Here is a 23,346-nt window from a genome sequence, read left to right as displayed (position 1 = left end):
CACAGGGAAGGGCCCCGGCGCCTGGTTCGATCCAGGCGGGCGCCGGGGCCCTTCGCTGTGCGCGGGCGCGGTGGAGGCCGGTCAGTCGTGCCAGGCGCCGAGCTCTTCGAGCCGGTCCCGCAGCGACTCGAACAGGCCGGGCGGCGCGGCGATCGTCAGCTCGGGTGACACCGGCCGGCCGGGGCGACCGCCGGTCAGGGCGCCCGCCTCGCGCGCGATGAGGTCACCGGCGGCGTAGTCCCAGGGGTTGAGGCCGCGCTCGTAGTACGCGTCCAGGCGGCCGAGGGCCACGTCGCACAGGTCGATCGCGGCCGAGCCGCCACGCCGGATGTCACGCACCCGGGGCACCAGTTCCCGTACGACATCGGCCTGACGGGCCCGGCGCGCTTCCAGGTAGCCGAAGCCGGTGCCGACCAGGGCCTGCGCGAAGGGGGGTGCCACGCGCGCGTGGGCGCGCCGGTCGTTCACGTACGCGCCTTCTCCCAGGACGGCGCGGTAGGTCTCGCCGCGCATCGGCGCCGCGACGACGCCGACGACCGTCTCGCCGTCCTTGCGGGCAGCGATGGAGACGGACCAATCGGGGCGCCCGTACAGGTAGTTGACGGTTCCGTCGATCGGGTCGATCACCCACTCGACGCCGCTGGAGCCCTCGCTGGAGGCGCCCTCCTCACCGAGCACGCCGTCGTCGGGGCGGCGCTCGGCCAGGAAGTCCGTGATGAGCTTCTCGGAGGCGATGTCCATCTCGGTGACCACGTCGACGGCGCTGGTCTTGGTGGCGGCGACGCCGAGGTCGGCGGGGCGGCCGTCGCGCAGGAAGGCGCCGGCACGGGCCGCCGCCTCCAGGGCGACGTCGAGCAGCTCGGCCTTGAGGGTCCGGTGGTTCTCGGGGGCGCTGGGGTCGGTCACGTCGGCATCCTCACGCGTACGGGCTGTCGGCGCCCGCGGCGGCGGGCTTGGGGGCACGGGCCGGGCAGCAGCCCACCGGGCAGAGGTCGTGACTGGCGCCGAGCGCGCCCAGGGCGCAAGGCGTGACGTTCCTGCCGCTCTCCGTCGCGGCGCGCTCCAGGACCAGGTCCCGGACGGCGGCGGCGAAGCGCGGGTCGGCGCCGACGGTCGCCGAGCGGCGCACCGGGAGGCCGAGCTCCGCGGCCTTGGCCGTGGCCTCGGTGTCGAGGTCGTACAGGACCTCCATGTGGTCCGAGACGAACCCGATGGGGGCCATGACGACGGCCGGCACTCCGGCGCCGTGCCGCTCCTCCAGATGGTCGCAGATGTCGGGCTCCAGCCACGGGATGTGCGGGGCGCCGGAGCGCGACTGGTAGACGAGCTGCCAGGGGTGGTCGACGCCGGTCTCCTCGCGCACGGCGTCGGCGATCTGCCGGGCCACGTCGAGGTGCTGCCGCACGTACGCGCCGCCGTCGCCGTGGCTCTCCACCGGGCCTGAGGTATCGGCCGCCGTGGTCGGGATGGAGTGCGTGCTGAACGCGATGTGGGCGCCGTCCCGCACCTCGTCGGGGAGGTCGGCGAGGGACTTCAGGACGCCCTCGACCATGGGCCTCACGAAGCCGGGGTGGTTGAAGTAGTGCCGCAACTTGTCGATCTTCGGCAGCTCCAGGCCCTCGGCCTCCAGGGCGGCCAGCGACTCCGCGAGGTTCTCGCGGTACTGGCGGCAACCCGAGTACGAGGCGTACGCGCTGGTGGTGAGGGTCAGGATGCGGCGGTGGCCGTCGGCGACCATCTCGCGCAGGGTGTCGGTCAGATACGGCGCCCAGTTCCTGTTGCCCCAGTAGACCGGCAGGTCCAGGCCGTGCTCGGCGAAGTCCTTGCGCAGGGCGTCGAGCAGGGCCCGGTTCTGGTCGTTGATGGGGCTGACCCCGCCGAACAGGAAGTAGTGCTGCCCCACTTCCTTGAGCCGCTCCTTGGGGATGCCGCGGCCCCGCGTCACGTTCTCCAGGAACGGGACGACGTCGTCGGGGCCCTCCGGGCCGCCGAACGAGAGCAGCAGCAAGGCGTCGTAGGGGCGGGCATCGAGGCTGGCAGCGTGCGCGTCTGGCATGTCTTCGATCCTGCCACCCCCCACTGACAGGCGGAAAACCGCCATGCCGCCCGGACCGTGACACGCGTAAGCTGTATCAACCACAGTTACGCCTTACCCCTTACGCCCTGCCGCCCCGCCCGCCCCGTTCCTCTCGCTCTTCCCGCCTTCTCAGCCGGAGTTCCGTTGCCCAGCCCGTACCGCGCCATATTCGCCCTGCCCGGCACCAAGAGCTTCTCGCTGGCCGGGTTCCTGGGCCGGATGCCCCTGTCGATGATGGGCATCGGGATCGTCACGATGATCTCGCAGCTCACGGGGCGTTACGGGCTCGCGGGCGCCCTCACGGCGACGGTGGCTCTGTCCGCCGCGGCGATCGGGCCGCAGATCTCGCGCATGGTCGACCGGTACGGTCAGCGTCGCGTGCTGCGCCCGGCCACCCTGGTCTCGCTCGTCGCGGTCGCCGCGATGCTGCTGTGCGCGAAGTACGAGGCCGCGGACTGGACGCTCTTCGTGTGCGCCGCGTTCATCGGCTGCGTGCCCAGCGTCGGTTCGATGATCCGCGCGCGGTGGGCGGTGCTGTACCAGGACACCCCGCGACAGTTGCACACGGCGTACTCCTTCGAGTCCGTGATCGACGAGGTCTGCTTCATTTTCGGACCGATCATCTCGATCGGCCTGTCCACGGCCTGGTTCCCCGAGGCCGGGCCCCTCCTCGCGGGGTGTTTCCTCGCGGCCGGTGTCTTCTGGCTGACCGCGCAGCGTGCCACCGAGCCGGTGCCGCACCCCCGGGAGCAGGACGGCGGCGGATCGGCGCTCCGCGCGCGTGGGTTGCAGGTTCTGGTGGTCACGTTCGTGGCGACGGGCGCGATCTTCGGGGCGGTCGACGTGGTGACGGTGGCCTTCGCGGAGGACCAGGGGCACAAGTCCCTGGCCAGTGTGGTGCTCGCGGTGTACGCGGCCGGTTCCTGTGTGGCGGGCGCCGTCTTCGGCCTGCTGCACTTCAAGGGGGCACCCGCGCGCAGGTGGCTGGTGGGGGTCGTCGCGATGGCCGTGAGTATGATCCCCCTCCAACTGGTCGGGAACCTGGCGTTTCTGGCCGTGGCGCTCTTCGTTGCGGGCCTGTCCATCGCACCGACGATGATCACGACGATGGCCCTCGTCGAGCAGCACGTACCACGCGCGAAACTGACCGAGGGCATGACCTGGGTGAGCACCGGACTCGCGGTCGGTGTCGCGCTCGGCTCCTCCGCGGCCGGCTGGGTGATCGACGCCGCCGGCGCGAAGGCCGGGTACGGGGTGCCGGGAGTCTCCGGCGCCGTCGCGGTCGTGGTCGGGTTCCTCGGCTACCGCCGGCTGCAGCAGCCGGTTCCGCGGCGGGGAGGGACTACCGATGAGCACGGCGCAGACGGGCAGCTCGAGGAGCGGCGCAGCGTGGCGTAACTGGGCGGGCAACGTCACCGCGCGTCCCGCGCGGGAGGTGACACCCGCCTCCGTGGACGAGCTGACCGCCGCCGTGCGCGGGGCGGCGCGGGACGGCCTGAAGGTGAAGGCCGTCGGCACGGGGCACTCCTTCACGGCGACCGCGGCCACCGACGGCGTGTTGATACGCCCTCACCTGTTGACCGGCATCCGCGACATCGACCGGGTCAACGGGACGGTCACGGTCGAGGCCGGCACCCCGCTCAAGCGCCTCAACATCGCCCTGGCCCGCGAAGGACTGTCGCTCACGAACATGGGCGACATCATGGAGCAGACCGTCTCCGGGGCCACCAGCACCGGCACCCACGGCACGGGCCGCGACTCCGCGTCCATCGCCGCGCAGATCAAGGGCCTCGAACTGGTGACGGCGAGCGGCGAACTCCTCACCTGCTCCGAGAAGGAGAACCCGGAGGTCTTCGCGGCCGCCCGGATCGGTCTGGGCGCCCTCGGCGTCATCACCGCCCTCACCTTCGCGGTGGAGCCGATCTTCCTGCTCACCGCGCGGGAGGAGCCCATGAGCTTCGACAGGGTCACGGCCGACTTCGACGCGCTGCACGCCGAGAACGAGCACTTCGAGTTCTACTGGTTCCCGCACACCGGCAACTGCAACACCAAGCGCAACAACCGCAGCGCCGGTCCTGAGGCGCCGGTGTCGCGGATCCGTGGCCTCCTTGAGGACGAGGTCCTCTCCAACGGCCTCTTCCAGGCGGTCAATTCGCTCGGCCGCGCAGTGCCCGCCACGATCCCGACGATCGCCAGGATCTCCAGCAGGGCACTGTCCGCGCGGACCTACACCGACATCCCCTACAAGGTGTTCACCTCTCCGCGCCGGGTTCGCTTCGTGGAGATGGAGTACGCCGTTCCGCGCGCGGCCCTGGTGGAGACATTGCGCGAACTGAAGTCCATGGTGGACCGCTCGCGGTTGCGCGTCAGCTTCCCCGTAGAGGTCCGCACCGCCCCCGCCGACGACATCGCGCTGTCCACGGCGTCGGGCCGCGACAGCGCCTACATCGCGGTCCACATGTACAAGGGCACCCCGTACCAGCGGTACTTCACGGCCGCAGAGCGGATCTTCACCGCTCATGAGGGCCGCCCGCACTGGGGCAAGATGCACACGCGCGACGCGGAGTACCTCCGTCAGGCCTACCCGCGCTTCGGCGAGTTCACGGAGCTGCGCGACCGCCTGGATCCGGACCGCCTCTTCGGCAACGCCTATCTGCGGCGGGTCCTCGGCGACTGAGCCGCGCCCTACTGGGCCGGGCTCTGCCGGCCGGAGTCGGTGCCGGGCCCGGTGTCCGGGTCCGAGCCCGTGCTCTGCGACGGGGTCGGCGTGGGCGTCGGGGTCGGGGTCACCTTGCCGCCGCCGGAATCGGAACCGCTGTCCGAGCCGTTGTCCGAGCCGCTGTCCGTGCCCGGGTCGGAGTCGGTGCCGGATCCGGTCTGCGAGCCGCGGCTGTCGCTGGGCGTGGGGCTGGGCGTCGTGGCGCCGCCCGTGGACGAGTCGTCGCCGTTGCGCCGCGAGCCGTCGTCCGGGTCCGTGCTGCCGCCGTCAGAGGGCTGCGAGGTGCTCGGGGTGGGTTCGCTGTCGCCGGAGGACCGGTGGCCGCTGAAGGCGTCCCTGAACGTGGTGCTGCCGCTGTCGCCGCTGAAGCTGTGGCCGGCCACGATCTCGTAGGTCGTGATGCCGCCCATGGTGACGCCGAAGACGACCGCGGCGGCGATCAGCGGCCGCTTCCAGCTCCTGACGCGGGACCTGTGCACGGTCCCCACGGTGAACTCCTCGCCGTACCCAATCTGGTGCGGCAGCTCCGTCGCGGGGCGCAGCGCGCGCGTGGGCTCGTCGATCGCGCCGCCCTTGAGGAGCTGCGTCCGCTCCGGATCGGCCGTGCCCAGCACCCTGGTCTCCGCGGAGGTGTCGGGGAGGAGGTCGGCGACCGCGCCGGTGTCGAGCCACTGGGTCCTGTCGTCGTCGGCCGCGCTCTGCGGCAGCACGGTCGTCTCCTCGGCGTCCGCCGCCGGTGAGGTGCCCCACGTCGTGGTCGTCGGCAGGGCGGCGGTGGCGGGACGCGCGGCGGGCGGCAGGGCGCCGGTGGCCATGGCCTCGGTGGCGTCCATGGAGGCGTCCGAGCGGAAGGTGCGCGGTACGGGGCGCCCCTGCGAGGTGACCGGTACGCGCCGCCCCTTGGGCTTCGTCTGCACCGCGACGTCACGTATCTGCTCGCCGGTGCGGCTGAAGAAGTGCTGGAAGACGGTGCCGCCGCAGGTGGCGAGCGCGCTGACCACGCCCGCGCCCAGGATCGTCCCGTAGACGCCGAAGCTGGAGGCGAGTTTCGCGGCCACGACGGCGGCGACCGCACTGCCCGCCACCTGAGGCACGCTCAGATCCACCCGCTTCTTCTTTCCCTCGGGCTCGCTCCGCTCGCCCTGAGGCCGCTCGTCGCGCGGGTGCTCGTCGTGGGAGTTGTCCGGCTTCACGCCCATCTTCTGCCCTTACCTACCTTTCTCGCTTTCTCGACATATCCGCCTATTCACAGCGAAGTTCCCGAGGCTACGCGAACTTCCTGTGCCGTACGAGAAAGGGACGTAGGAGCGTAGCGAGTAGTTCCGCTTCTGGAGATTCCGTGAAGCACGACACGCATATCCGACGTGAATCGGGCACACGATCAAGATGCCCTCCACCCAACTCCCGCCCGCCGCGAGAATTTCAGCGGCGAGCCGATCCACGCGCGTGGTCCGAATGGAGTACTGTTGCGAGCCCTGGGTCCGGTCTCCTGCCAGGGTGTCCGGGGCCTTCCAGGACCGCCGGAAGGGGGCTCGTTGCACAGGGTGACGACTTCGGTCACTTAGCGTTGCGAACAGGTAACCGTGCCATAACGGCGCTCTCGGGTCGTCGCCCGACACGCCGGGCAACTCGGCAAGGTTGTGGCAGGCTGCACCCGGGCAGGCCACACTCGACTAGCGGAAGCAGCGACGCACGTGACGTCGGCAGGCACCACCCGGGAGGTCCCCATGCCCGAACTGCGTGTCGTGGCCGTCTCTAACGACGGCACACGGCTGGTGCTGAAGGCTGCGGACAGCACGGAGTACACGCTTCCGATCGATGAGCGCCTCCGGGCCGCCGTGCGCGGCGATCGTCCGCGCCTCGGCCAGATCGAGATCGAGGTGGAGAGCCACCTCCGCCCACGCGACATCCAGGCCCGTATACGGGCAGGCGCGTCCGCCGAGGAGGTCGCCCAGTTCGCGGGTATCCCGGTCGACCGTGTACGTCGCTTCGAGGGCCCCGTGCTCGCGGAGCGCGCCTTCATGGCCGAGCGGGCCAGGAAGACCCCCGTGCGCCGTCCCGGCGAGAACACCGGCCCCCAGCTCGGTGAGGCGGTGCAGGAGCGGTTGCTGCTGCGCGGCGCCGACAAGGAGACCGTCCAATGGGACTCCTGGCGCCGGGACGACGGCACCTGGGAAGTCCTGCTCGTCTACCGCGTCGCGGGCGAGCCGCACTCCGCGAGCTGGACGTACGACCCGCCCCGCAGGCTCGTGCAGGCCGTGGACGACGAGGCGCGCTCGCTGATCGGCGAGTCCGACGACATCGGTGCGCCCGAGCCCACCTTCCCGTTCGTCCCGCGCATCGCACGCCTGCCCAGGGACCGTCCGCTGGACCGCGCCCTGGACCGGCAGTTGGAGCGCCCGACGCCGCCGCCCGAGCCGCCCACCGAGGAGAACCTGCCGGCGATCGCCTCCTCCTCGGAGCGCGACTCGCTGACCAGCCTCCTGGAGGCCGTGCCCAGCTACCGCGGCGACCTCGTGCTGCCCGACCGTCCGACGACGGTGCCCGAGCCGCCGCAGGAAGAGCCCGAGCCGCCCGCCGCCGCCGAGCTCGAGGAGCCCGCGGCGCCCGCCGCGTCCGCCGGCGCCGGATCCGCCTACGCGGACGTGCTGATGCCGCGCAGCGTCGCGGGTCACCGGGACCGGCTCACCGGCACCACGGACCGTCAGGCCGAGGCCGACGGGGTGCGTCCCGGGCGCCGGGCAGCGGTGCCGAGCTGGGACGAGATCGTCTTCGGCACACGCCGCAAGAAGCAGGACTAGTCCCGCCTGTACGTGAGGGGCCCGCGCCGACCGGTCGGCGCGGGCCCCTCACGTACGGGGAACGACTACTGCGGGTCCGGGCCCGTCGCCACCGGGCGCGACTCGTCCGCCGACCACTCCGACCAGGAGCCGACGTACAACTGCGCGTCGATGCCCGCCAACGCGAGCGCCAGGACCTCGTGGGCGCCCGAGACGCCCGAGCCGCAGTAGACGCCGACCTGGCCCGGGGCGCCGGTCGCGCCGAGAGCCTTGAAGCGGTCGGCGAGTTCGGCCGCGGGGCGGAAGCGGCCGTCCGCCGTGACGTTCTCCGTCGTCGGTGCCGACACGGCGCCCGGGATGTGGCCGCCGACGCGGTCGATGGGCTCCACGTCGCCGCGATAGCGCTCCGCGGCGCGGGCGTCCAGAAGGAGGCCGGAACGGGCGAGAGCGGCGGCGGACGGCGCGTCGAGAAGGCCGGTGGCACCCGGTGCAGGAACGAAGGTGCCGGGCTCCGGCGACGGGATCTCGGACTCCAAGGGGCCGTCCCACGCGGGGAGGCCCCCGTCGAGGACCCGCACGGACGGATGCCCCGTCCAACGCAGCAGCCACCAGGCGCGGGCCGCGGCCCAGCCCTGCCCGCCGTCGTAGACCACGATCTCGCGGTCGGCCGAGACACCGGCCGCGCGCATCGCGGCGCCGAAGTCGGCCAACTCGGGCAACGGGTGCCGACCACCACCCTCACCGGCGTGACCAGCGAGCTCCGTGTCGAGGTCCACGAACACCGCGCCCGGGAGATGGCCCGAGGCGTACGCGGCGCGGCCGTCGAACGCGGGCTCCCCCGCGGCCTTCGCGGTGCTGAGCTGCCAGCGGATGTCGAGCAACACGGGCGGGTTCTCCCCCGCCAGCTCGCTCGCGAGTTCAGATGCGGTGATGATGGCATTCATGAGGGCCATCCTTGCTCATGGTCTGGCCCGGGCGGCGCGGTTCGGATAGCGTGCTCGATCGACTACCGAGCGTCAAACGGTCGGACACGGCCGGGTCGTGGCGCGGAAACGTCTCAGAAACGCCGTTTCGGGCATGCTCTGTGCAGAGCCCGAAGGATTCGGCGCGGCCAGGGAGCGCCGCACGGCACGGAGTGCCACCATCAGCACGGGCGTGCTGCGACACGTGGGATCCCGATCACGGGCCCTGAGGTCCGTTCCGAGGAGAGAGTGACGATGACCGAGGCAGCAGCCAAGCGCGCACCGGGGACACCCTGCTGGGTGAGTCTGATGGTGCACGACATGGCCGCGACCCAGGAGTTCTACGGGGCACTGTTCGGCTGGGAGTTCAAGCCGGGGCCGCAACAGCTCGGCCCGTACGCGCGGGCCCTCCTCGACGGCAGGGAGGTGGCCGGGATCGGCCGGCTGCCGACCGACCGGCACCTGCCGATCGCCTGGACGCCCTACCTGGCCTCGGACGATGTGGACGTGACGGCCGCGACGGTGCGCCAGTGCGGCGGCACCGTCGGCGTCGGCCCGCTGGACGCCGGCGAGGCGGGCCGGATGGCCATCGGCTCCGACCCCCTCGGCGCGGTGTTCGGCATCTGGCAGGCGTCGGCGCATCTGGGCATGGCGGTGACCGGCGTTCCGGGCGCGGTGGCGTGGAACGAGCTGGTGACGCAGGAGACGTCGAGCGTCTCGAAGTTCTACCAGTCGGTGTTCGGCTACACCGAAGAGGCCGTCGTCTCCGCCGACTTCGACTGCGTGACGATGCTCCTCGACGGCCGTCCGGTGGCCTCGGTACAGGGCGTCGGGCACGCGCTGCCGCACGACCGGGGGCCGCACTGGATGACGTACTTCGAGGTCACGGACGTCGACGAGGCGGTGGAGCGGGTCGCCGACCTGGGTGGTCACGCCGTCACGCCCGCACGCGACGGCACGCTGGGGCGGGTGGCGACGGTGGCGGACCACGAGGGGGCGCGGTTCGCCTTGGTCGCGTCCGCGGGGTGAGGGGCGCCTCGCCGCACTCGGCTCAGACGACCGGAAGCACGTCGGGTGACAGCGCCGCCGCGTGTGCCGTAGCGCTGGTCATCCGCTTGCGGTGGTGCCGTCTGCACAACACCTCGTAGCCGATCTCATCCTCGGCGTGGTTGACGTCGCCGACGACGACCTGCGCGCCCTCGACGACCATCTCGCCGTTGATGGTGCGGGCGTTGTGCGTGGCGCGCGCACCGCACCAGCACAAGGCCTCGACCTGCAGGACCTCGACGCGGTCGGCGAGTTCGACCAGGCGCTGCGAGCCGGGGAACAGCTTGGAGCGGAAGTCGGTGGTGATGCCGAAGGCGAAGACGTCCAGGCCGAGGTCGTCGACGACGCGCGCGAGCTGGTCGATCTGGCCGGGCGCCAGGAACTGCGCCTCGTCCGCGATCACGTAGTCCACCCTGCCGCCCTGGGAGAGCCGGTCGACGACGTACGCGTACACGTCCAGGTCGTCGGCGACCTCAACGGCGTCGGTGACCAGGCCCAGACGCGAGGAGAGCTTGCCGACGCCTGCCCGGTCGTCGCGGGTGAAGATCATCCCCTGGAGTCCGCGGGCCGACCTGTTGTGCTCGATCTGAAGAGCCAGGGTGCTCTTTCCGCAGTCCATGGTTCCGGAGAAGAACACCAGCTCGGGCATGGCAGGTCGGGCACCTTTCGCGTGACGGGGGGTGAGAGGGCGAGGCTCAGGAGCGTACTTCGAGGAGCGGTACGAGCTGTTCCGCCGGGGTCATGGAGCCGTGGTTGCCGACCATCCGCGACTCCTTCGGCTCGGTCCGCGAGGCGATGATGAGCACGTCGTCGTGGGCGGCGGCGACGACGTCCCCGATCCGGTCGTAGACGCGCTCGTCGATCCGGGGCCCGAACCAGCCCGCGTCGATCGCCTCGTCACGGCTCGCGATCCAGAACTGCTCGCCGAGGACCTCGCGCCACACAGCCAGGACGTCTCCTTGCGCGCCGGGCACGGCGTACACATGGCGCGCGCGGCCCTCGCCGCCCAACAGGGCGACGCCCGCGCGCAGTTCCCAGTCCTCGTCGAAGTCGATACGGGACTGCTCGTCGAAGGGGATGTCGAGCATGCCGTGGTCGGCGGTCACGTACAGGGCGCTGCGCGGCGGGAGCTGCTCGGCGAGGCGCTGGGCTAGCCGGTCCACGTAACCGAGCTGGTCGCGCCAGGGGTCGGAGTCCACGCCGAAGCGGTGTCCCTTGCCGTCGACCTCGCTGTAGTACGTGTACACCAGCGACCGGTCACCGGCGGCCAACTGCGCGGCGGCCAGGTCCATGCGGTCCTCGCCCGAGAGGCGGCCGTGGAAGGTGCCGCCGCTGAGGGCGATCTTGGTGAGGGGCGTCGACTGGAACGCGGGCGCGGAGACCTGTGCCGTGTGGACCCCGGCCTCATGGGCGCGCTGGAAGATCGTCGGGTACGGCTGCCAGGCTCGCGGGTCGGTCCACGGCGTCCAGCGGAGCTGGTTCATCAGCTCGCCGGTGGCCGAGTCGCGCACCGTGTACCCCGGCAGGCCGTGGGCGCCCGGCGGCAGGCCCGTGCCGACCGAGGCGAGGGAGGTGGCGGTGGTGGCCGGGTAGCCCGCGGTGATCGGGCGCCCTGTGCCGCCGCGCGAGGAGGCTATGAGCGAGCTCAGGAAGGGTGCCTCGTCGGGGTGGGCCTTGAGCTGCTCCCAGCCGAGGCCGTCGATGAGGAAGACGCAGGCGCGGTCGACGGGCGCGAGCTCGGGGATCGCGGCGTCGCAGCCGGGGACGCCCAGGTGGGCGCCGAGCGTGGGCAGCAGGTCGGCGAGCGACCCGGTGCCGTACGCCGGGACGGGGGCGGAGCCGAGCGGCAGCGGCTCCACGTCGTCCCAGGCGGGAGGGGGTACGGGCGTGGAGCGCCCACCGTCACGGGCCGGGGTGGGTGAGGGGTGGGGCATCAGCGTCCCGCGTCCGCGGTGGCCTCGGAGAGGGCCTGGGCGAAAGCGAGGGCCTGCCGTACGGTCTCGGGTCCGTCGCCCGCCTCGCTCACGCGCAGGCTCAGGTCGTCCGCGGTGGAACTGCCCGTGTAGCCGTGGTCCGCCTCGCAGTTGGGGTCGCCGCAGGCGGCGGGCTCCAGGTCGATGCGGGAGACAGCGCCCCAGCCGATGGTGAGCACGACCTCGCGGGGCAGCGTGCCCGGGACGTACTTCTCCGGATTGGCGACGACGCGGCTGAGCACGACCGACGAGATCCGGTCGAGCTTCACGGACTCCGTGGACGTCGTCGCGTACGGCGTCGGGGAGGTGGTGTCGGCCGCCTGCTCGTCGGTGTGGCTGACGATGAAGCGGGTGTCGGTCAGGACCAGGACGGTGACATGGCGACGGACCTCGTTCGCGTCGAACGTGGTCTCCTGGTGCACGAGGTACGACGCGATGGGCTCGCCGCCGACCGCGGCCTCCACCGCCTCGGCCACGAGGGCCGGGTAGTAGCCGCTGCGCTCGATCGCCGCTCGCAGCCCTTGGGTCGTCGTACTGGTCTTGGCCATGGGGTCCATCCTAAGGCCGGGAAGAGGCTGCCGTTGCGCCTGTGGATAACTCTCCGTGAGGGCATTTCCCGGGCGGGGTCAGTACGCGACGGGCAGGGTCCGCGGACCGAGATCGTCGCGGGCGGGCGGTGGCGCGAGCCGGACGGCGGCGCCGAGCACGGACAGTCCGTGCTGGGCGACGACGACCGGTTCGAGGGCGACGCCGACCACCTCGGGATGGTCGTCGACGAGGCGGGACACGCGCTGGAGCAGCTCCTCGAGGGCGGGGGTGTCGACGGGGGCGGCGCCGCGCCAGCCGAACAGGATCGGCGCCGTCTTGATGGAGCGGACGATCGCGCGGGCGTCCTGGTCGGTGACCGGGACCAGGCGGTGCGCGGTGTCGCCGAGCAGTTCGGAGGCGGCTCCGGCGAGGCCGAAGGAGAGCACCGCTCCGGCCGCCGGGTCGAGGACGGCCCGCACCACGGTGTCCACACCGCGCGGCGCCATCGACTGCACGACGGGGCGCAGTTCGGCCGGACCGCCGAGTTGGTCGGTCAGCTCCTCGTAGGCGCGCCGCAGGTCGGTCTCGTCGGCGAGGTCCAGGCGTACGCCGCCGAGGTCAGCGCGGTGGCGCAGGTGCGGGGCGGTCGTCTTGAGGGCCACGGGGTAGCCGAGGGTGCGCGCGGCGTCGGCGGCCCGGTCGGCGTCGGGTGCGGGCAGTGTCTGCCGCACGGCGATGCCGTAGTGGGCGAGCAGGTCGCGGGCGTCGTCCGGGGCCAGCTCGACACCGCGCGGGTCCTCGTCCTTGGCCAGCAGCTCGGTGATGAGCGCGGCGGCCCCGGGCTCGTCGATGTCCTCGTACTCGGGCACCTTGCCGGGCTCGGCCGCGTCGTGCCGCCACTGGGCGTACTTCACGACCTCGGAGAGGGCGCGGACAGCGCGCTCGGCGGCGGGGTAGGCGGGGATGAGGCGCGGGGTGGCGCCGGGGGCCTCGGGCGCCGCGGGGGTGGGGCGGGTGGCCTGGTGATCGGATGTACCGGGGGCGCCGGGAGCGTTGGGGCCCGTGCTGGCCGCCGCGGAGAGGGCTTCGGCGAGACCGCCCAGCTCGACGTGGACGACGAGCACCGGCTTCGTGGGCGCCGCCGCGGCGGCCGCGCTCAGGGCGTCGGCCAGCTCCGCGTCCTCGGTCGGGCCCTCGCCCACGGCAGGCATCGCGGTGACGACGACGGCGTCGGTCTTGTCGTCGGCCAGCGCCTCCTCCAGCGCGGCGCGGAAGTCCGCCGCGGATGCCGCCGTGGTCAGGTCGCGTGGCGGCTTGGGACGCAGGCCCTCGGCGAGGCACACGTCGTAGGTGAGCAGGCCCAGCGACTCGGAGTTGCCGAGTATGGCGACGCGCGGGCCGGACGGCAGCGGCTGACGGGCCAGCAGGAGGCCCGTGTCGACGAGTTCCGTGATCGTGTCGACGCGGATGACACCGGCCTGGCGCAGCAGCGCGGAGACGGTGGCGTAGGGCAGGCGCGTGGCGCGTACGGCGTGCCCGGTGGGCGCGATGCCGCTGTGCCGGGCGCCCTGGACGACGACGAGGGGCTTGGCCTCGGCGGTACGACGGGCGAGGCGGGTGAACTTGCGCGGATTGCCGATGGATTCGAGGTACATGAGGGCGACATCCGTGTCGGGATCGTCGTACCAGTACTGGAGGACGTCGTTCCCGGAGACGTCGGCGCGGTTGCCCGCGGAGACGAACGTCGAGATGCCCGTGGCGCCGGTGACCCCTCCGCCCCTGCGGTGCAGGCGGGCAAGGAGGGCGATACCGATGGCGCCGGACTGGGCGAACAGGCCGATGCGGCCGGAGCGTGGCATCTCGGGGGCGAGCGAGGCGTTGAGCCGTACGTCCGCGGAGGTGTTGACGACGCCGAAGGCGTTGGGGCCGATGAGGCGCATGCCGTAGGAGCGGGCCCGGCGGACCAGTTCGCGCTGGCGTTCGCGGCCCTCCGCGCCGCTCTCGGCGTATCCGGCGGAGACCACGATCAGTCCTTGGACGCCGCGCTCGCCGCACTCGGTGACGACGTCGGGCACGTCCGGCGCGGGGACGGCGACGACGGCCAGGTCGACGCGCTCGGCCGGGTCGATGTCGCGGACGCAGCGGTGGGCGGGGACACCTCCGACCTCGGTCAGGTCCTCGGGGAACGCCTTGTTCACCGCATAGAGGCGGCCCGTGTACCCCGCGTCCTTGAGGTTGTCGAGCACACTGCGGCCCACTCCCCCGGGCGCCCGGCCCACGCCGATGACGGCGACGGAGCCGGGGGCGAGGAGGCGCTGCACGGAGCGGGCCTCGGCGCGCTGCTCGCGGGCGCGCTGCACCGCGACGGACGCCTCGGTGGGCTCCAGGCCGAACTCCAGGCGGACCACGCCGTCCTCGAAGCTGCGCTTCTGGGTGTATCCGGCGTCCGTGAACACCTTGATCATTTTGGTGTTGGCGGGCAGCACCTCGGCGGCGAACCGGCGGATGCCGCGCTCGCGCGCGACGGCCGCGATGTGCTCCAACAGGGCGGAGGCCACACCGCGCCCCTGATGGGCGTCCTGGACGAGGAAGGCGACCTCGGCCTCGTCGGCGGGCGCGGAGGCGGGCCGTCCTTGCGGGTCGATCCGGTCGTAGCGGACGGTCGCGATGAACTCGCCGCCCACCGTGGCGGCGAGCCCGACGCGGTCCACGTAGTCGTGATGGGTGAAGCGGTGGACGTCCTTGGCGGACAAGCGTGGGTAGGGCGCGAAGAAGCGGTAGTACTTCGACTCGTCCGAGACCTGCTCGTAGAAGCTGGTCAGGCGCTCGGCGTCCTCGGTGGTGATGGGCCTGATCCGGGCGGTGCCGCCGTCGCGCAGCACCACGTCGGCCTCCCAGTGGGCGGGGTAGGCGTGCCGGTCCGACGGGGTGTCCATGCCGCAAGGGTAGGGCCGGGCGCCGACAGTCGTACGGGTCGCGTCCCACGCGCGTGGGAGGCAGGCTGAGGAGGCCGGGCGGCGGCACGCTCGCGGGTCTGGGTCCGCGTCCTTCGCCGTCCACCGATGTGTGAGAATGGTCTAGACAACCGTGAGACACCTGAAGGGCAGCATCACATGGCTGAGCGCCGCGTCAACGTCGGCTGGGCCGAGGGCCTCCACGCCCGCCCCGCCTCCATCTTCGTCCGCGCGGCCACGGCGGCCGGCGTCCCCGTGACGATCGCCAAGGCCGACGGCAACCCCGTCAACGCGGGCTCCATGCTCGCGGTGCTCGGCCTGGGCGCCCAGGGCGGCGAGGAGATCGTCCTGGCCTCCGACGCCGAGGGTGCGGACGCCGCGCTCGACCGTCTGGCGAAGCTGGTCTCCGAGGGCCTGGACGAGCTCCCCGAGACGGTCTGACCGCTCGGTCCGATCGGATCGGCCTCACGAAGCCGCGCGTCTCCCCCGGGAGCGCGCGGCTTCGTCGTTCCCGCATTCCGTCCCGGGCCGTCCGGAATGCACGGCGAGCGAAATGGGCAGCACAATTCCCCGCAGCCGTATATTGAGCGTCGACCGGGCAGCAGAAATGCTTGCGCCCCATTCCTGGAATGCCGCGCTTCTTTGTATACGGCCCCTCTGTTAATGCCGGAGCCCCGCCGTGTTTACTGCGTGTTGCGAAGTCCTCACACGCTCACCCGCGCGCGGCACCCGCAGCCGATGGGCGACCGAGGCGCGCTCGGCGTGCAGGGCGGTCAGGGCGCGGGCGCGCTCGGCGTCGCCGCGGACCACCGCGTCCACGATGGCGCCGTGCTCGGCCCAGGACTCGGCCGGCTGGGCCGGCGTCTCCACCGTGTACATCCAGGCGATCTTGTGCCGGAGCTGGGTGAGCAGGGTGATCAGACCGGGGCTGCCGGAGGCCTGCGCGAGGGTCTCGTGGAACCAGCCGCCCAGTGAGCGCAGGTCCTCGTTCTGACCGCGCCTGGCGCGCTCCTGACCCAGCCTGACCAGGCCTCGCAGGACTTTGAGGTGGGCCTCGGTGCGGCGCTGCGCGGCGCGCGCGGCGCTCAGCGGCTCCAGCAGCATGCGGACCTCCAGGAGGTCCGCGGCCTCCTGGCCGGTGGGCTCGGCCACGCACGCGCCCGCGTGCCGCCGCGTGACGACGAAGCCCTCGGCCTCCAGGGTGCGCAGCGCCTCGCGGACCGGGACGCGCGAGACCCCGTAGCGGCGCGCGAGCAGTTCCTCGGTGAGTCTGCCGCCGCGCTCGTAGACCCCCGCGACGATGTCGTCGCGGATCGCCGTGCATACCGAGTGCGCGGGAATACGCATGACCCGACCTCCGCCTTAATCCCCGCGAAACGCGGTCGATCGACGCTTGTGCCAGCGCGAATGACGCCTCTTCGACGCGCTCGCCCCGTGACTCTATTCCACCGTTCCCGCATTTCCGACGCCGGGCCGGAATCCATGGATATTTTTTGGCCAGGAACGCCTTGCGCACGTGAAAGCCCCGGCTCGATGAGCCGGGGCTTTCACAGGGTGCCGCGCGGGCGAAGGACGCGTATCAGACGTTCACGCCGTGCGAGCGCAGGTACGCGACGGGGTCCATGTCCGAGCCGTAGTCGGGCGACGTGCGGGCCTCGAAGTGGAGGTGCGGGCCCGTGACGTTGCCGGTGGCGCCGGAGAGGCCTATCTGCTGGCCGGGGGTGACGGCCTGGCCGATGGAGACGCCGATGGACGACAGGTGACCGTACTGGGTGTATGTACCGTCATTCATCTTGATCACGATGTTGTTGCCGTAGGCACCGCCCCAGCCGGCCTCGACGACGGTGCCCGAGCCGACGGCGTGCACGGACGTGCCGCTGGCCGCGTGGAAGTCGATGCCGGTGTGGCTGCCGGAGGACCACAGGCCGCTGCTCGCCTGGTAGCCGGTGGAGACGTAGGAGCCGGAGATCGGCGCGACGAAGCTGTTGAGGCGCTTGCGCTCGGCCTCACGGGCGGCGCGCTCCCTGGCCTCGCGCTCCTTCGCGGCCTTCGCCTCGGCCTCGCGCTTGGCCTCCTCGGCCCTCTTTTGGGCCTCGGCCTCGGCCTTCGCCTTTGCCTTCGCCTCCGCGGCGGCCTTGTCGGCGGCCTTCTTCTGCGCGGCGGCCTGGGCGTCGATCTGGTCGGCCAGGGAGTCGCCGATGGCGATGGCCTGGGTCAGGCCGTTCTGGTCGGCGGCCGCGGTGTCGGCGGCGAGCGCGGGGGCGGCGAGGCCGCCGATGACACCGGTCGTGGTGAGCGCCGCGACACCCGCGACGTGCGCGGTGGTACGCGTGAGGCGACTCGGACGACGGTGCTTCCCGGTGGCACGGGTGAACGCCATGAAGTGGCTGGTCCTTTCCTTCCCTCTCGCCTACCGGGTTAGCTGACGGGTTCGGAGCAGGAAGGTCTCCTACGGGCCCTCTCCCCCAGGGGAAGAGCGTCCGATTCACCCCAGGGACTGCGATGGGTCCCCGGCTCCCCTGGCTCGCGCCGTGGGGGACTCGGCGATGACTGTCCGATGTCGCGGGCGCGACGCGTGTCTGGCGGACAGCCGGACCGACGCTAAGCGGGACATCTTTTAATCAACAAACGGATCCCGGCTTTTGTAGCGCATGCCACAGAGCAGACAGGCAACCTCCGCCCTAATTCGGACATAAGCGCTCCATCGTCGATCAAGGACGGACGTGAGCGACACCACGAAGCCCCGGTGAGGACCGTGTCCACCGGGGCTTCGTGCGGCGTGCTTCCCGCGCCTGCGGGACGGGGTCAGCCCGTGACGACGGTCACCTCGCCGATGCCGAGGGCCTTGACGGGCTCCTCGATCTGCGCGGCGTCGCCCACCAGGATCGTCACCAGGCGGTCCGCGGGGAAGGCGTTCACGACGGCCGCGGTGGCCTCCACGGTGCCCGTCTCCGTGAGCTGCCGGTACAGGCGCGCCTGGAAGTCGTCCGGCAGGTGCTGTTCGACCTGGTCGGCGAGGGTGCCCGCGACGGCCGCCGCGGTCTCGTACTTGAGCGGGGCCACGCCCACCAGGTTCTGCACGGCGGTGTCCCGCTCGGCGTCCGTGAGGCCCTCGGCTGCCAGCGTGCGCAGCACCTTCCAGAGGTCTTCAAGGGCCGGACCGGTGTTCGGGGTGTCCACGGAGCCGCTGATGGCGAGCATCGCGGCGCCCGTCCCGTCGGGCGCCGACCGCAGCACCTGGGCGAAGGACCGCACACCGTAGGTGTAGCCCTTCTCCTCGCGCAGGACGCGGTCCAGGCGCGAGGTGAGCGTGCCGCCGAGGCAGTACGTGCCGAGGATCTGCGCGGCCCACACGCGGTCGTGCCGGTCGGGTCCGATCCGGCCGATCAGCAACTGCGTCTGGACCGCTCCGGGGCGGTCCACGACGATGACACGGCCCGTGTCGTCGGCGGTGACCGGCGGCACCGGGCGCGGCTGCGCGGTGTCGCCGGTCCAGGCGCCGAGCGTGTCCGCGAGCAGCGCGTCGAGGTCGGTGCCGGTCAGGTCGCCCACGACGACGACCGTGCCGGTGGCGGGGCGTACGTGCTTCTCGTAGAAGGCGCGTACGGCCGCCGCGTCGATGGCGGCGACCGTCTCCTCGGTGCCCTGCCGCGGGCGCGACATGCGCGAGTCGGCCGGGAAGAGCTGCCTGGACAGCTCCTTGGCGGCGCGCCGTGCCGGGTTGGCGCTCTCGTGCGGGATCTCGTCCAGACGGTTGCGCACGAGGCGCTCGATCTCGCTGTCGGAGAAGGCGGGCGCGCGCAGGGCGTCGGCGAGGAGGGCGAGGCCCTTGGGGAGCCGGGAGACGGGCACTTCGAGGGAGACGCGGACGCCGGGGTGGTCGGCGTGCGCGTCCAAGGTGGCGCCGCACCGCTCCAGTTCGGCCGCGAACTCCTCCGCCGAGTGCTTGTCGGTGCCTTCGTTGAAGGCACGCGCCATGATCGTGGCGACACCGTCCAGGCCCGCGGGCTCGGCCTCCAGCGGCGCGTCGAGGTTGACCTCCACCGCGACGACCTGCTGGCCGGGCCGGTGGCAGCGCAGCACGGTCAGACCGTTGGGCAGCTCACCGCGCTCCGGGGCGGGGAACGCCCACGGCCTGGCCGTCCCGGCCTGCGGCTTGGGGTGGAATTCCATGGTCGCGAGCTGCTCGGTCACCGGCCCGCCTCCTCGTCGCTCAGGTCGCTCTCGTCATCGATGTCGGCGGGCGCCGTCGGCTCGTACACCAGGACCGCGCGGTTGTCGGGGCGCAGGCGCGCCTTGGCGACCTCCTGGACCTCGTCGGCGGTCACCGCGAGGACCCGCTGGACGGCGGTGAGGGCGAGCTGCGGGTCGCCGAACAGCACGGCGTAACGGCACAGTTCGTCGGCGCGGCCCGCCACCGTGCTGAGCCGGTCCAGCCACTCGCGCTCCAACTGGGCCTGCGCGCGCTCCATCTCCTCGGGCGTGGGGCCCTCCTCGGCGAACCGGGCGAGCTCCTCGTCGACGGCGGCCTCGATGACCGGCACCTCGACGTCTCCCGAGGTCTTCACGTCGAGCCAGCCCAGGGAGGGGGCACCGGCCAGGCGCAGCAGTCCGAACCCGGCGGCCACCGCGGTGCGGTCACGGCGTACGAGCCTGTTGTAGAGGCGCGACGACTCGCCGCCGCCGAGGACCGTCAGGGCGAGGTCGGCGGCGTCGCACGCGCGCGTGCCGTCCTCGGGGAGCCGGTAGGCGGCCATGAGGGCGCGCGCCGGGACCTCCTCCTCGACGACCTCGCGGACCTGGGCGCCGATCACGTCGGGCAGGGAGCCGTCGCGCGGTGCGGGCTTGCCGTCGTGGGAGGCGATCGAGCCGAAGTACTTCTCGACCCAGGCGAGCGTCTGCTCGGGGTCGATGTCGCCGACGACGGAGAGCACGGCGTTGTTGGGCGCGTAGTAGGTGCGGAAGAAGCTCCGCGCGTCCTCGAGGGTGGCCGCGTCCAGGTCGGCCATGGAGCCGATGGGCGTGTGGTGGTACGGGTGGCCCTCCGGGTACATGAGGGCGGTCAGCTTCTCGAAGGCGGTGCCGTAGGGGACGTTGTCATAGCGCTGACGGCGCTCGTTCTTGACGACGTCCCGCTGGTTCTCCATCGACTCCTCGTCGAGAGCCGACAGGAGTGAGCCCATGCGGTCCGCCTCCAGCCACAGCGCGAGTTCGAGCTGGTGGGCGGGCATGGTCTCGAAGTAGTTCGTACGCTCGAAGCTCGTCGTGCCGTTCAGCGAGCCACCGGCGCCCTGTACGAGTTCGAAGTGGCCGTTGCCGTGCACCTGCTTCGAGCCCTGGAACATCAGGTGCTCGAAAAGGTGAGCCAGGCCCGTACGGCCCTTGACCTCGTGGCGCGAGCCGACGTCGTACCAGAGGCAGACCGCCGCGACCGGGGTCAGGTGATCCTCGGAGAGCACTACTCGCAGGCCGTTGGCCAGCCGGTGCTCGGTCGCTGTCAGGCCGCCGGTGCCGGCCTCGGCGGTGGCCGTGTGACCCATGGGCATGTACGTCCCTTCGATCGCGGGGGGGGAACGGAGAACATCGGAATTGCTGGGAATGCTGAGAAACGCTGCGTACGCGGACAACACTGTGGCCACGGAACCGCTGCCAGTCCTGCCACTGTATGCAAGCGTGCGGGCGCCTGGCGAAGTTCCCGCCCGGGCTACGCCGTGAGCGAGCACGGCGACCCTCCGGCGGGTCGCCGACCACCCGCTTCGGACGGGTCGCGATCAGCGTTGTCAGTGGGGCGGTCCACAATGGTCCGCGACAGTTCCCGTAGATGTTGGTGAAGGAGCCGCAGCAGCGATGGCCCGCCGCAGCACGAAGACCCCGCCGCCCGACGATTTCGAGGAGAGGATCCTCGACATCGACGTGGTCGACGAAATGCAGGGCTCCTACCTGGAGTACGCGTACTCGGTCATCTACTCGCGCGCCCTGCCCGACGCACGCGACGGGATGAAGCCCGTCCACCGTCGGATCGTCTACCAGATGAACGAGATGGGCCTGCGCCCCGACCGCGGCTATGTGAAGTGCGCCCGCGTCGTCGGCGAGGTCATGGGTAAGTTGCACCCCCATGGCGACGCGTCGATCTACGACGCGCTGGTGCGTCTGGCCCAGCCGTTCTCCATGCGCGTACCGCTGGTCGACGGGCACGGGAACTTCGGTTCGCTGGGCAACGACGACCGGCCGGCCGCCATGAGGTACACCGAGTGCCGCATGGACCCGGCGGCCGGCCTGATGACGGAGTCGATCGAGGAGAACACGGTCGACTTCGCGCCGAACTACGACGGGCAGGAGCAGGAGCCCCTGGTCCTCCCGGCGGCGTACCCGAACCTGCTGGTGAACGGCGCGTCCGGCATCGCGGTCGGCATGGCGACCAACATGGCGCCGCACAACCTGGGCGAAGTGATCGCCGCGGCCCGGCACTTGATCAAGCACCCGGGCGCCGACCTCGAAACGCTCATGAAGTTCGTGCCGGGACCTGATCTGCCGACGGGCGGCCGGATCGTCGGCCTGTCCGGGATCAGAGACGCGTACGAGAACGGCCGCGGCACCTTCAAGATCCGGGCGACGGTCACCGTGGACACCGTGACGGCGCGCCGCAAGGGCCTCGTCGTCACCGAACTGCCCTTCGCGGTGGGACCCGAGAAGGTCGTCGCGAAGATCAAGGAGCTCGTCGGCTCGAAGAAGCTCCAGGGCATCGCCGACGTGAAGGACCTGACGGACCGCGAGCACGGTCTGCGCCTGGTCATCGAGATCAAGAACGGCTTCGTCCCGGAAGCCGTCCTGGAGCAGCTCTACAAGCTGACACCGATGGAGGAGTCCTTCGGTATCAACAACGTGGCGCTCGTGGACGGCCAGCCGCTCACGCTCGGCCTCAAGGAGCTGCTCGAGGTCTATCTGGACCACCGCTTCGAGGTGGTGCGCCGCCGCAGCGAGTTCCGTCGCACCAAGAAGAAGGACCGCCTGCACCTGGTCGAGGGGCTGCTCGTCGCGCTCCTGGACATCGACGAGGTCATCCGCCTCATCCGCTCCAGCGACAACAGCGCGCAGGCCAAGGAGCGCCTCATCGGGCGCTTCTCCCTGAGCGAGATCCAGACGCAGTACATCCTGGACACGCCGCTGCGCCGCCTCACCAAGTTCGACCGCATTGAGCTGGAGTCGGAGCGCGACAAGCTGAACGGCGAGATCGACGAGCTGACCGGCATCCTCGATTCCGACGCGGAGCTGCGCAAGCTCGTCTCCGCGGAACTGGCGGCCGTGGCCAAGAAGTTCGGTACGGACCGGCGCACGGTGCTGATGGAGTCCTCGGGCCCCGCGGTGGCCTCCGTCCCGCTCCAGGTGGCGGACGACCCGTGCCGGGTGCTGCTCTCCTCGACCGGCCTGCTGGCCCGTACGGCGAACGGGGAGCCGTTCGCCGCGGACGAGGACGGCAAGCGCACCAAGCACGACGTGATCGTCTCCGCGGTCCCGGCGACGGCACGCGGGGTGATCGGTGCGGTCACCTCCGCGGGCCGGCTGCTGCGCCTGAACGTGGTGGATCTGCCGCAGCTCCCGGACACGGCGGCCGCGCCGAACCTCTCCGGGGGCGCCCCCCTCTCCGAGTTCCTCTCCTCCCTGGAGGCGGACGAGACGGTCGTCTGCCTGACGACGCTGGACGAGTCGTCGCCCGGCATCGCCATCGGCACCGAGCAGGGTGTCGTCAAGCGCGTGACGCCCGACTACCCCTCGAACAAGGAGGAGTTGGAGGTCATCACCCTCAAGGACGGTGACCGGATCGTGGGCGCCGTCGAACTGCGGACCGGTGAGGAGGACCTGGTCTTCATCACGGACGACGCCCAACTGCTGCGTTTCCAGGCCTCCGTGGTGCGGCCCCAGGGCCGTCCCGCCGGTGGCATGGCCGGTATCAAGCTGGCGACCGGAGCGAAGGTCATCTCGTTCACCGCGGTCGACCCGGCGGCCGACGCCGTCGTCTTCACGGTGGCGGGTTCGCGCGGCACGCTCGACGACTCGGTGCAGACCACGGCCAAGCTCACCCCGTTCGACCAGTACCCCCGTAAGGGCCGGGCGACCGGCGGCGTGCGCTGCCAGCGCTTCCTCAAGGGCGAGGACTGCCTGAGCCTGGCGTGGGCGGGCCCGGCGCCCGCGCGCGCGGCGCAGAAGAACGGCCTGCCGGCCGAGCTGACCGAGATGGACCCGCGTCGCGACGGCTCGGGCATCTCCCTGCCGAAGACGGTGGCGGCGGTGGCCGGCCCGTTCTAGGC

Annotated in this window: 18 protein-coding genes and 1 riboswitch; of the genes, 6 read left to right on the top strand and 12 right to left on the bottom strand. The window is 71.7% G+C overall.

What is annotated here, in order from left to right; translation table 11 throughout:
- Positions 1–81: 81 nt before the first annotated feature.
- The gene (locus ACIRF8_RS14155) at positions 82–906 is read right to left on the bottom strand and encodes an inositol monophosphatase family protein (RefSeq protein ID WP_404214467.1); all 825 of its coding nucleotides are present in this window, start codon (positions 904–906) and stop codon (positions 82–84) included.
- Between the two features lie 10 nt (positions 907–916).
- Positions 917–2,056: a ferrochelatase gene (locus tag ACIRF8_RS14150; RefSeq protein ID WP_404214465.1), complete on the bottom strand. Its 1,140-nt coding sequence runs from the start codon at positions 2,054–2,056 to the stop codon at positions 917–919.
- A 165-nt stretch (positions 2,057–2,221) separates the two neighbouring features.
- Here ACIRF8_RS14150 and ACIRF8_RS14145 point away from each other — a divergent pair, with 165 nt between their 5' ends.
- Positions 2,222–3,475: an MFS transporter gene (locus ACIRF8_RS14145; protein ID WP_404214463.1), complete on the top strand. Its 1,254-nt coding sequence runs from the start codon at positions 2,222–2,224 to the stop codon at positions 3,473–3,475.
- Positions 3,426–4,754 carry a D-arabinono-1,4-lactone oxidase gene (locus ACIRF8_RS14140; protein ID WP_404214461.1) on the top strand — a complete coding sequence of 443 codons (1,329 nt, stop codon included), beginning with the start codon at positions 3,426–3,428 and terminating at the stop codon, positions 4,752–4,754. The genes ACIRF8_RS14145 and ACIRF8_RS14140 overlap by 50 nt, the downstream gene beginning before the upstream one ends.
- An 8-nt stretch (positions 4,755–4,762) precedes the next feature.
- Here ACIRF8_RS14140 and ACIRF8_RS14135 read toward each other — a convergent pair whose 3' ends face one another.
- Positions 4,763–5,995: a hypothetical protein gene (locus tag ACIRF8_RS14135; protein ID WP_404214459.1), complete on the bottom strand. Its 1,233-nt coding sequence runs from the start codon at positions 5,993–5,995 to the stop codon at positions 4,763–4,765.
- Positions 5,996–6,523: 528 nt separating this feature from the next.
- Between ACIRF8_RS14135 and sepH the strand changes: the two genes are divergently transcribed.
- The gene (gene sepH / locus ACIRF8_RS14130; RefSeq protein WP_404214457.1) at positions 6,524–7,597 is read left to right on the top strand and encodes a septation protein SepH; all 1,074 of its coding nucleotides are present in this window, start codon (positions 6,524–6,526) and stop codon (positions 7,595–7,597) included.
- A 65-nt stretch (positions 7,598–7,662) separates the two neighbouring features.
- On the opposite strand, the gene ACIRF8_RS14125 is transcribed toward sepH, so the two are convergent.
- On the bottom strand, positions 7,663–8,520 hold the full coding sequence (locus ACIRF8_RS14125; protein ID WP_404214455.1) for a sulfurtransferase: 858 nt from the start codon (positions 8,518–8,520) through the stop codon (positions 7,663–7,665).
- Positions 8,521–8,793: 273 nt separating this feature from the next.
- Here ACIRF8_RS14125 and ACIRF8_RS14120 point away from each other — a divergent pair, with 273 nt between their 5' ends.
- Positions 8,794–9,567 carry a VOC family protein gene (locus ACIRF8_RS14120; RefSeq protein WP_404214453.1) on the top strand — a complete coding sequence of 258 codons (774 nt, stop codon included), beginning with the start codon at positions 8,794–8,796 and terminating at the stop codon, positions 9,565–9,567.
- Between the two features lie 22 nt (positions 9,568–9,589).
- Here the strand turns inward: ACIRF8_RS14120 and ACIRF8_RS14115 are convergent, their stop codons facing one another.
- The 4 genes from ACIRF8_RS14115 to ACIRF8_RS14100 all read right to left on the bottom strand — a co-directional run bounded on the left by ACIRF8_RS14115 (position 9,590) and on the right by ACIRF8_RS14100 (position 15,022).
- Complete coding sequence (locus tag ACIRF8_RS14115) at positions 9,590–10,234, bottom strand: thymidine kinase (RefSeq protein WP_404214451.1); 645 nt, start codon at positions 10,232–10,234, stop codon at positions 9,590–9,592.
- Positions 10,235–10,280: 46 nt separating this feature from the next.
- A complete protein-coding gene (locus ACIRF8_RS14110) occupies positions 10,281–11,519 on the bottom strand; it encodes an alkaline phosphatase family protein (protein ID WP_404214449.1) in 1,239 nt (412 codons plus the stop codon).
- A complete protein-coding gene (locus ACIRF8_RS14105; protein WP_404214447.1) occupies positions 11,519–12,106 on the bottom strand; it encodes a DUF5998 family protein in 588 nt (195 codons plus the stop codon). Before ACIRF8_RS14105 ends, ACIRF8_RS14110 begins: the two co-directional genes overlap by 1 nt.
- Positions 12,107–12,184: 78 nt before the next feature.
- Entirely contained in the window at positions 12,185–15,022 is a 2,838-nt protein-coding gene (locus ACIRF8_RS14100; protein WP_404214445.1) for a GNAT family N-acetyltransferase, read from the bottom strand.
- A gap of 177 nt (positions 15,023–15,199) precedes the next feature.
- On the opposite strand from ACIRF8_RS14100, the gene ACIRF8_RS14095 reads away from it, so the two are divergent.
- A complete protein-coding gene (locus ACIRF8_RS14095; protein ID WP_404214443.1) occupies positions 15,200–15,481 on the top strand; it encodes an HPr family phosphocarrier protein in 282 nt (93 codons plus the stop codon).
- Between the two features lie 219 nt (positions 15,482–15,700).
- Here the strand turns inward: ACIRF8_RS14095 and ACIRF8_RS14090 are convergent, their stop codons facing one another.
- From ACIRF8_RS14090 to ACIRF8_RS14075, 4 genes are all read right to left on the bottom strand, one after another.
- On the bottom strand, positions 15,701–16,387 hold the full coding sequence (locus ACIRF8_RS14090; protein WP_404214441.1) for a GntR family transcriptional regulator: 687 nt from the start codon (positions 16,385–16,387) through the stop codon (positions 15,701–15,703).
- Positions 16,388–16,619: 232 nt separating this feature from the next.
- Positions 16,620–17,420, bottom strand: a complete 801-nt coding sequence (locus ACIRF8_RS14085) for a M23 family metallopeptidase (protein WP_404214439.1) — start codon at positions 17,418–17,420, stop codon at positions 16,620–16,622.
- 12 nt (positions 17,421–17,432) lie between these two features.
- Positions 17,433–17,596: riboswitch (cyclic di-AMP (ydaO/yuaA leader) on the bottom strand.
- Between the two features lie 249 nt (positions 17,597–17,845).
- A complete protein-coding gene (locus ACIRF8_RS14080) occupies positions 17,846–19,213 on the bottom strand; it encodes a M16 family metallopeptidase (protein WP_404215888.1) in 1,368 nt (455 codons plus the stop codon).
- A 17-nt stretch (positions 19,214–19,230) separates the two neighbouring features.
- The gene (locus ACIRF8_RS14075) at positions 19,231–20,586 is read right to left on the bottom strand and encodes a M16 family metallopeptidase (RefSeq protein WP_404214437.1); all 1,356 of its coding nucleotides are present in this window, start codon (positions 20,584–20,586) and stop codon (positions 19,231–19,233) included.
- A gap of 301 nt (positions 20,587–20,887) precedes the next feature.
- Here ACIRF8_RS14075 and ACIRF8_RS14070 point away from each other — a divergent pair, with 301 nt between their 5' ends.
- Positions 20,888–23,344, top strand: a complete 2,457-nt coding sequence (locus tag ACIRF8_RS14070) for a DNA topoisomerase (ATP-hydrolyzing) subunit A (protein WP_404214435.1) — start codon at positions 20,888–20,890, stop codon at positions 23,342–23,344.
- Positions 23,345–23,346: the final 2 nt, after the last annotated feature.

This window comes from Streptomyces sp. NPDC102406, assembly GCF_044765725.1.
GTDB lineage: Bacteria > Actinomycetota > Actinomycetes > Streptomycetales > Streptomycetaceae > Streptomyces.
This window is presented reverse-complemented; position numbering and strand designations above follow the sequence as displayed.

Coding starts and splice junctions, on each gene's coding strand:
- ACIRF8_RS14150 (WP_404214465.1), bottom strand. CDS start 2,056: ATGCCAGACGCGCACGCTGCCAGCCTCGATGCCCGCCCCTACGACGCC.
- ACIRF8_RS14140 (WP_404214461.1), top strand. CDS start 3,426: ATGAGCACGGCGCAGACGGGCAGCTCGAGGAGCGGCGCAGCGTGGCGT.
- ACIRF8_RS14135 (WP_404214459.1), bottom strand. CDS start 5,995: ATGGGCGTGAAGCCGGACAACTCCCACGACGAGCACCCGCGCGACGAG.
- sepH (WP_404214457.1), top strand. CDS start 6,524: ATGCCCGAACTGCGTGTCGTGGCCGTCTCTAACGACGGCACACGGCTG.
- ACIRF8_RS14125 (WP_404214455.1), bottom strand. CDS start 8,520: ATGAATGCCATCATCACCGCATCTGAACTCGCGAGCGAGCTGGCGGGG.
- ACIRF8_RS14120 (WP_404214453.1), top strand. CDS start 8,794: ATGACCGAGGCAGCAGCCAAGCGCGCACCGGGGACACCCTGCTGGGTG.
- ACIRF8_RS14115 (WP_404214451.1), bottom strand. CDS start 10,234: ATGCCCGAGCTGGTGTTCTTCTCCGGAACCATGGACTGCGGAAAGAGC.
- ACIRF8_RS14110 (WP_404214449.1), bottom strand. CDS start 11,519: ATGCCCCACCCCTCACCCACCCCGGCCCGTGACGGTGGGCGCTCCACG.
- ACIRF8_RS14105 (WP_404214447.1), bottom strand. CDS start 12,106: ATGGCCAAGACCAGTACGACGACCCAAGGGCTGCGAGCGGCGATCGAG.
- ACIRF8_RS14100 (WP_404214445.1), bottom strand. CDS start 15,022: ATGGACACCCCGTCGGACCGGCACGCCTACCCCGCCCACTGGGAGGCC.
- ACIRF8_RS14095 (WP_404214443.1), top strand. CDS start 15,200: ATGGCTGAGCGCCGCGTCAACGTCGGCTGGGCCGAGGGCCTCCACGCC.
- ACIRF8_RS14090 (WP_404214441.1), bottom strand. CDS start 16,387: ATGCGTATTCCCGCGCACTCGGTATGCACGGCGATCCGCGACGACATC.
- ACIRF8_RS14085 (WP_404214439.1), bottom strand. CDS start 17,420: ATGGCGTTCACCCGTGCCACCGGGAAGCACCGTCGTCCGAGTCGCCTC.
- ACIRF8_RS14080 (WP_404215888.1), bottom strand. CDS start 19,213: ATGGAATTCCACCCCAAGCCGCAGGCCGGGACGGCCAGGCCGTGGGCG.
- ACIRF8_RS14075 (WP_404214437.1), bottom strand. CDS start 20,586: ATGCCCATGGGTCACACGGCCACCGCCGAGGCCGGCACCGGCGGCCTG.
- ACIRF8_RS14070 (WP_404214435.1), top strand. CDS start 20,888: ATGGCCCGCCGCAGCACGAAGACCCCGCCGCCCGACGATTTCGAGGAG.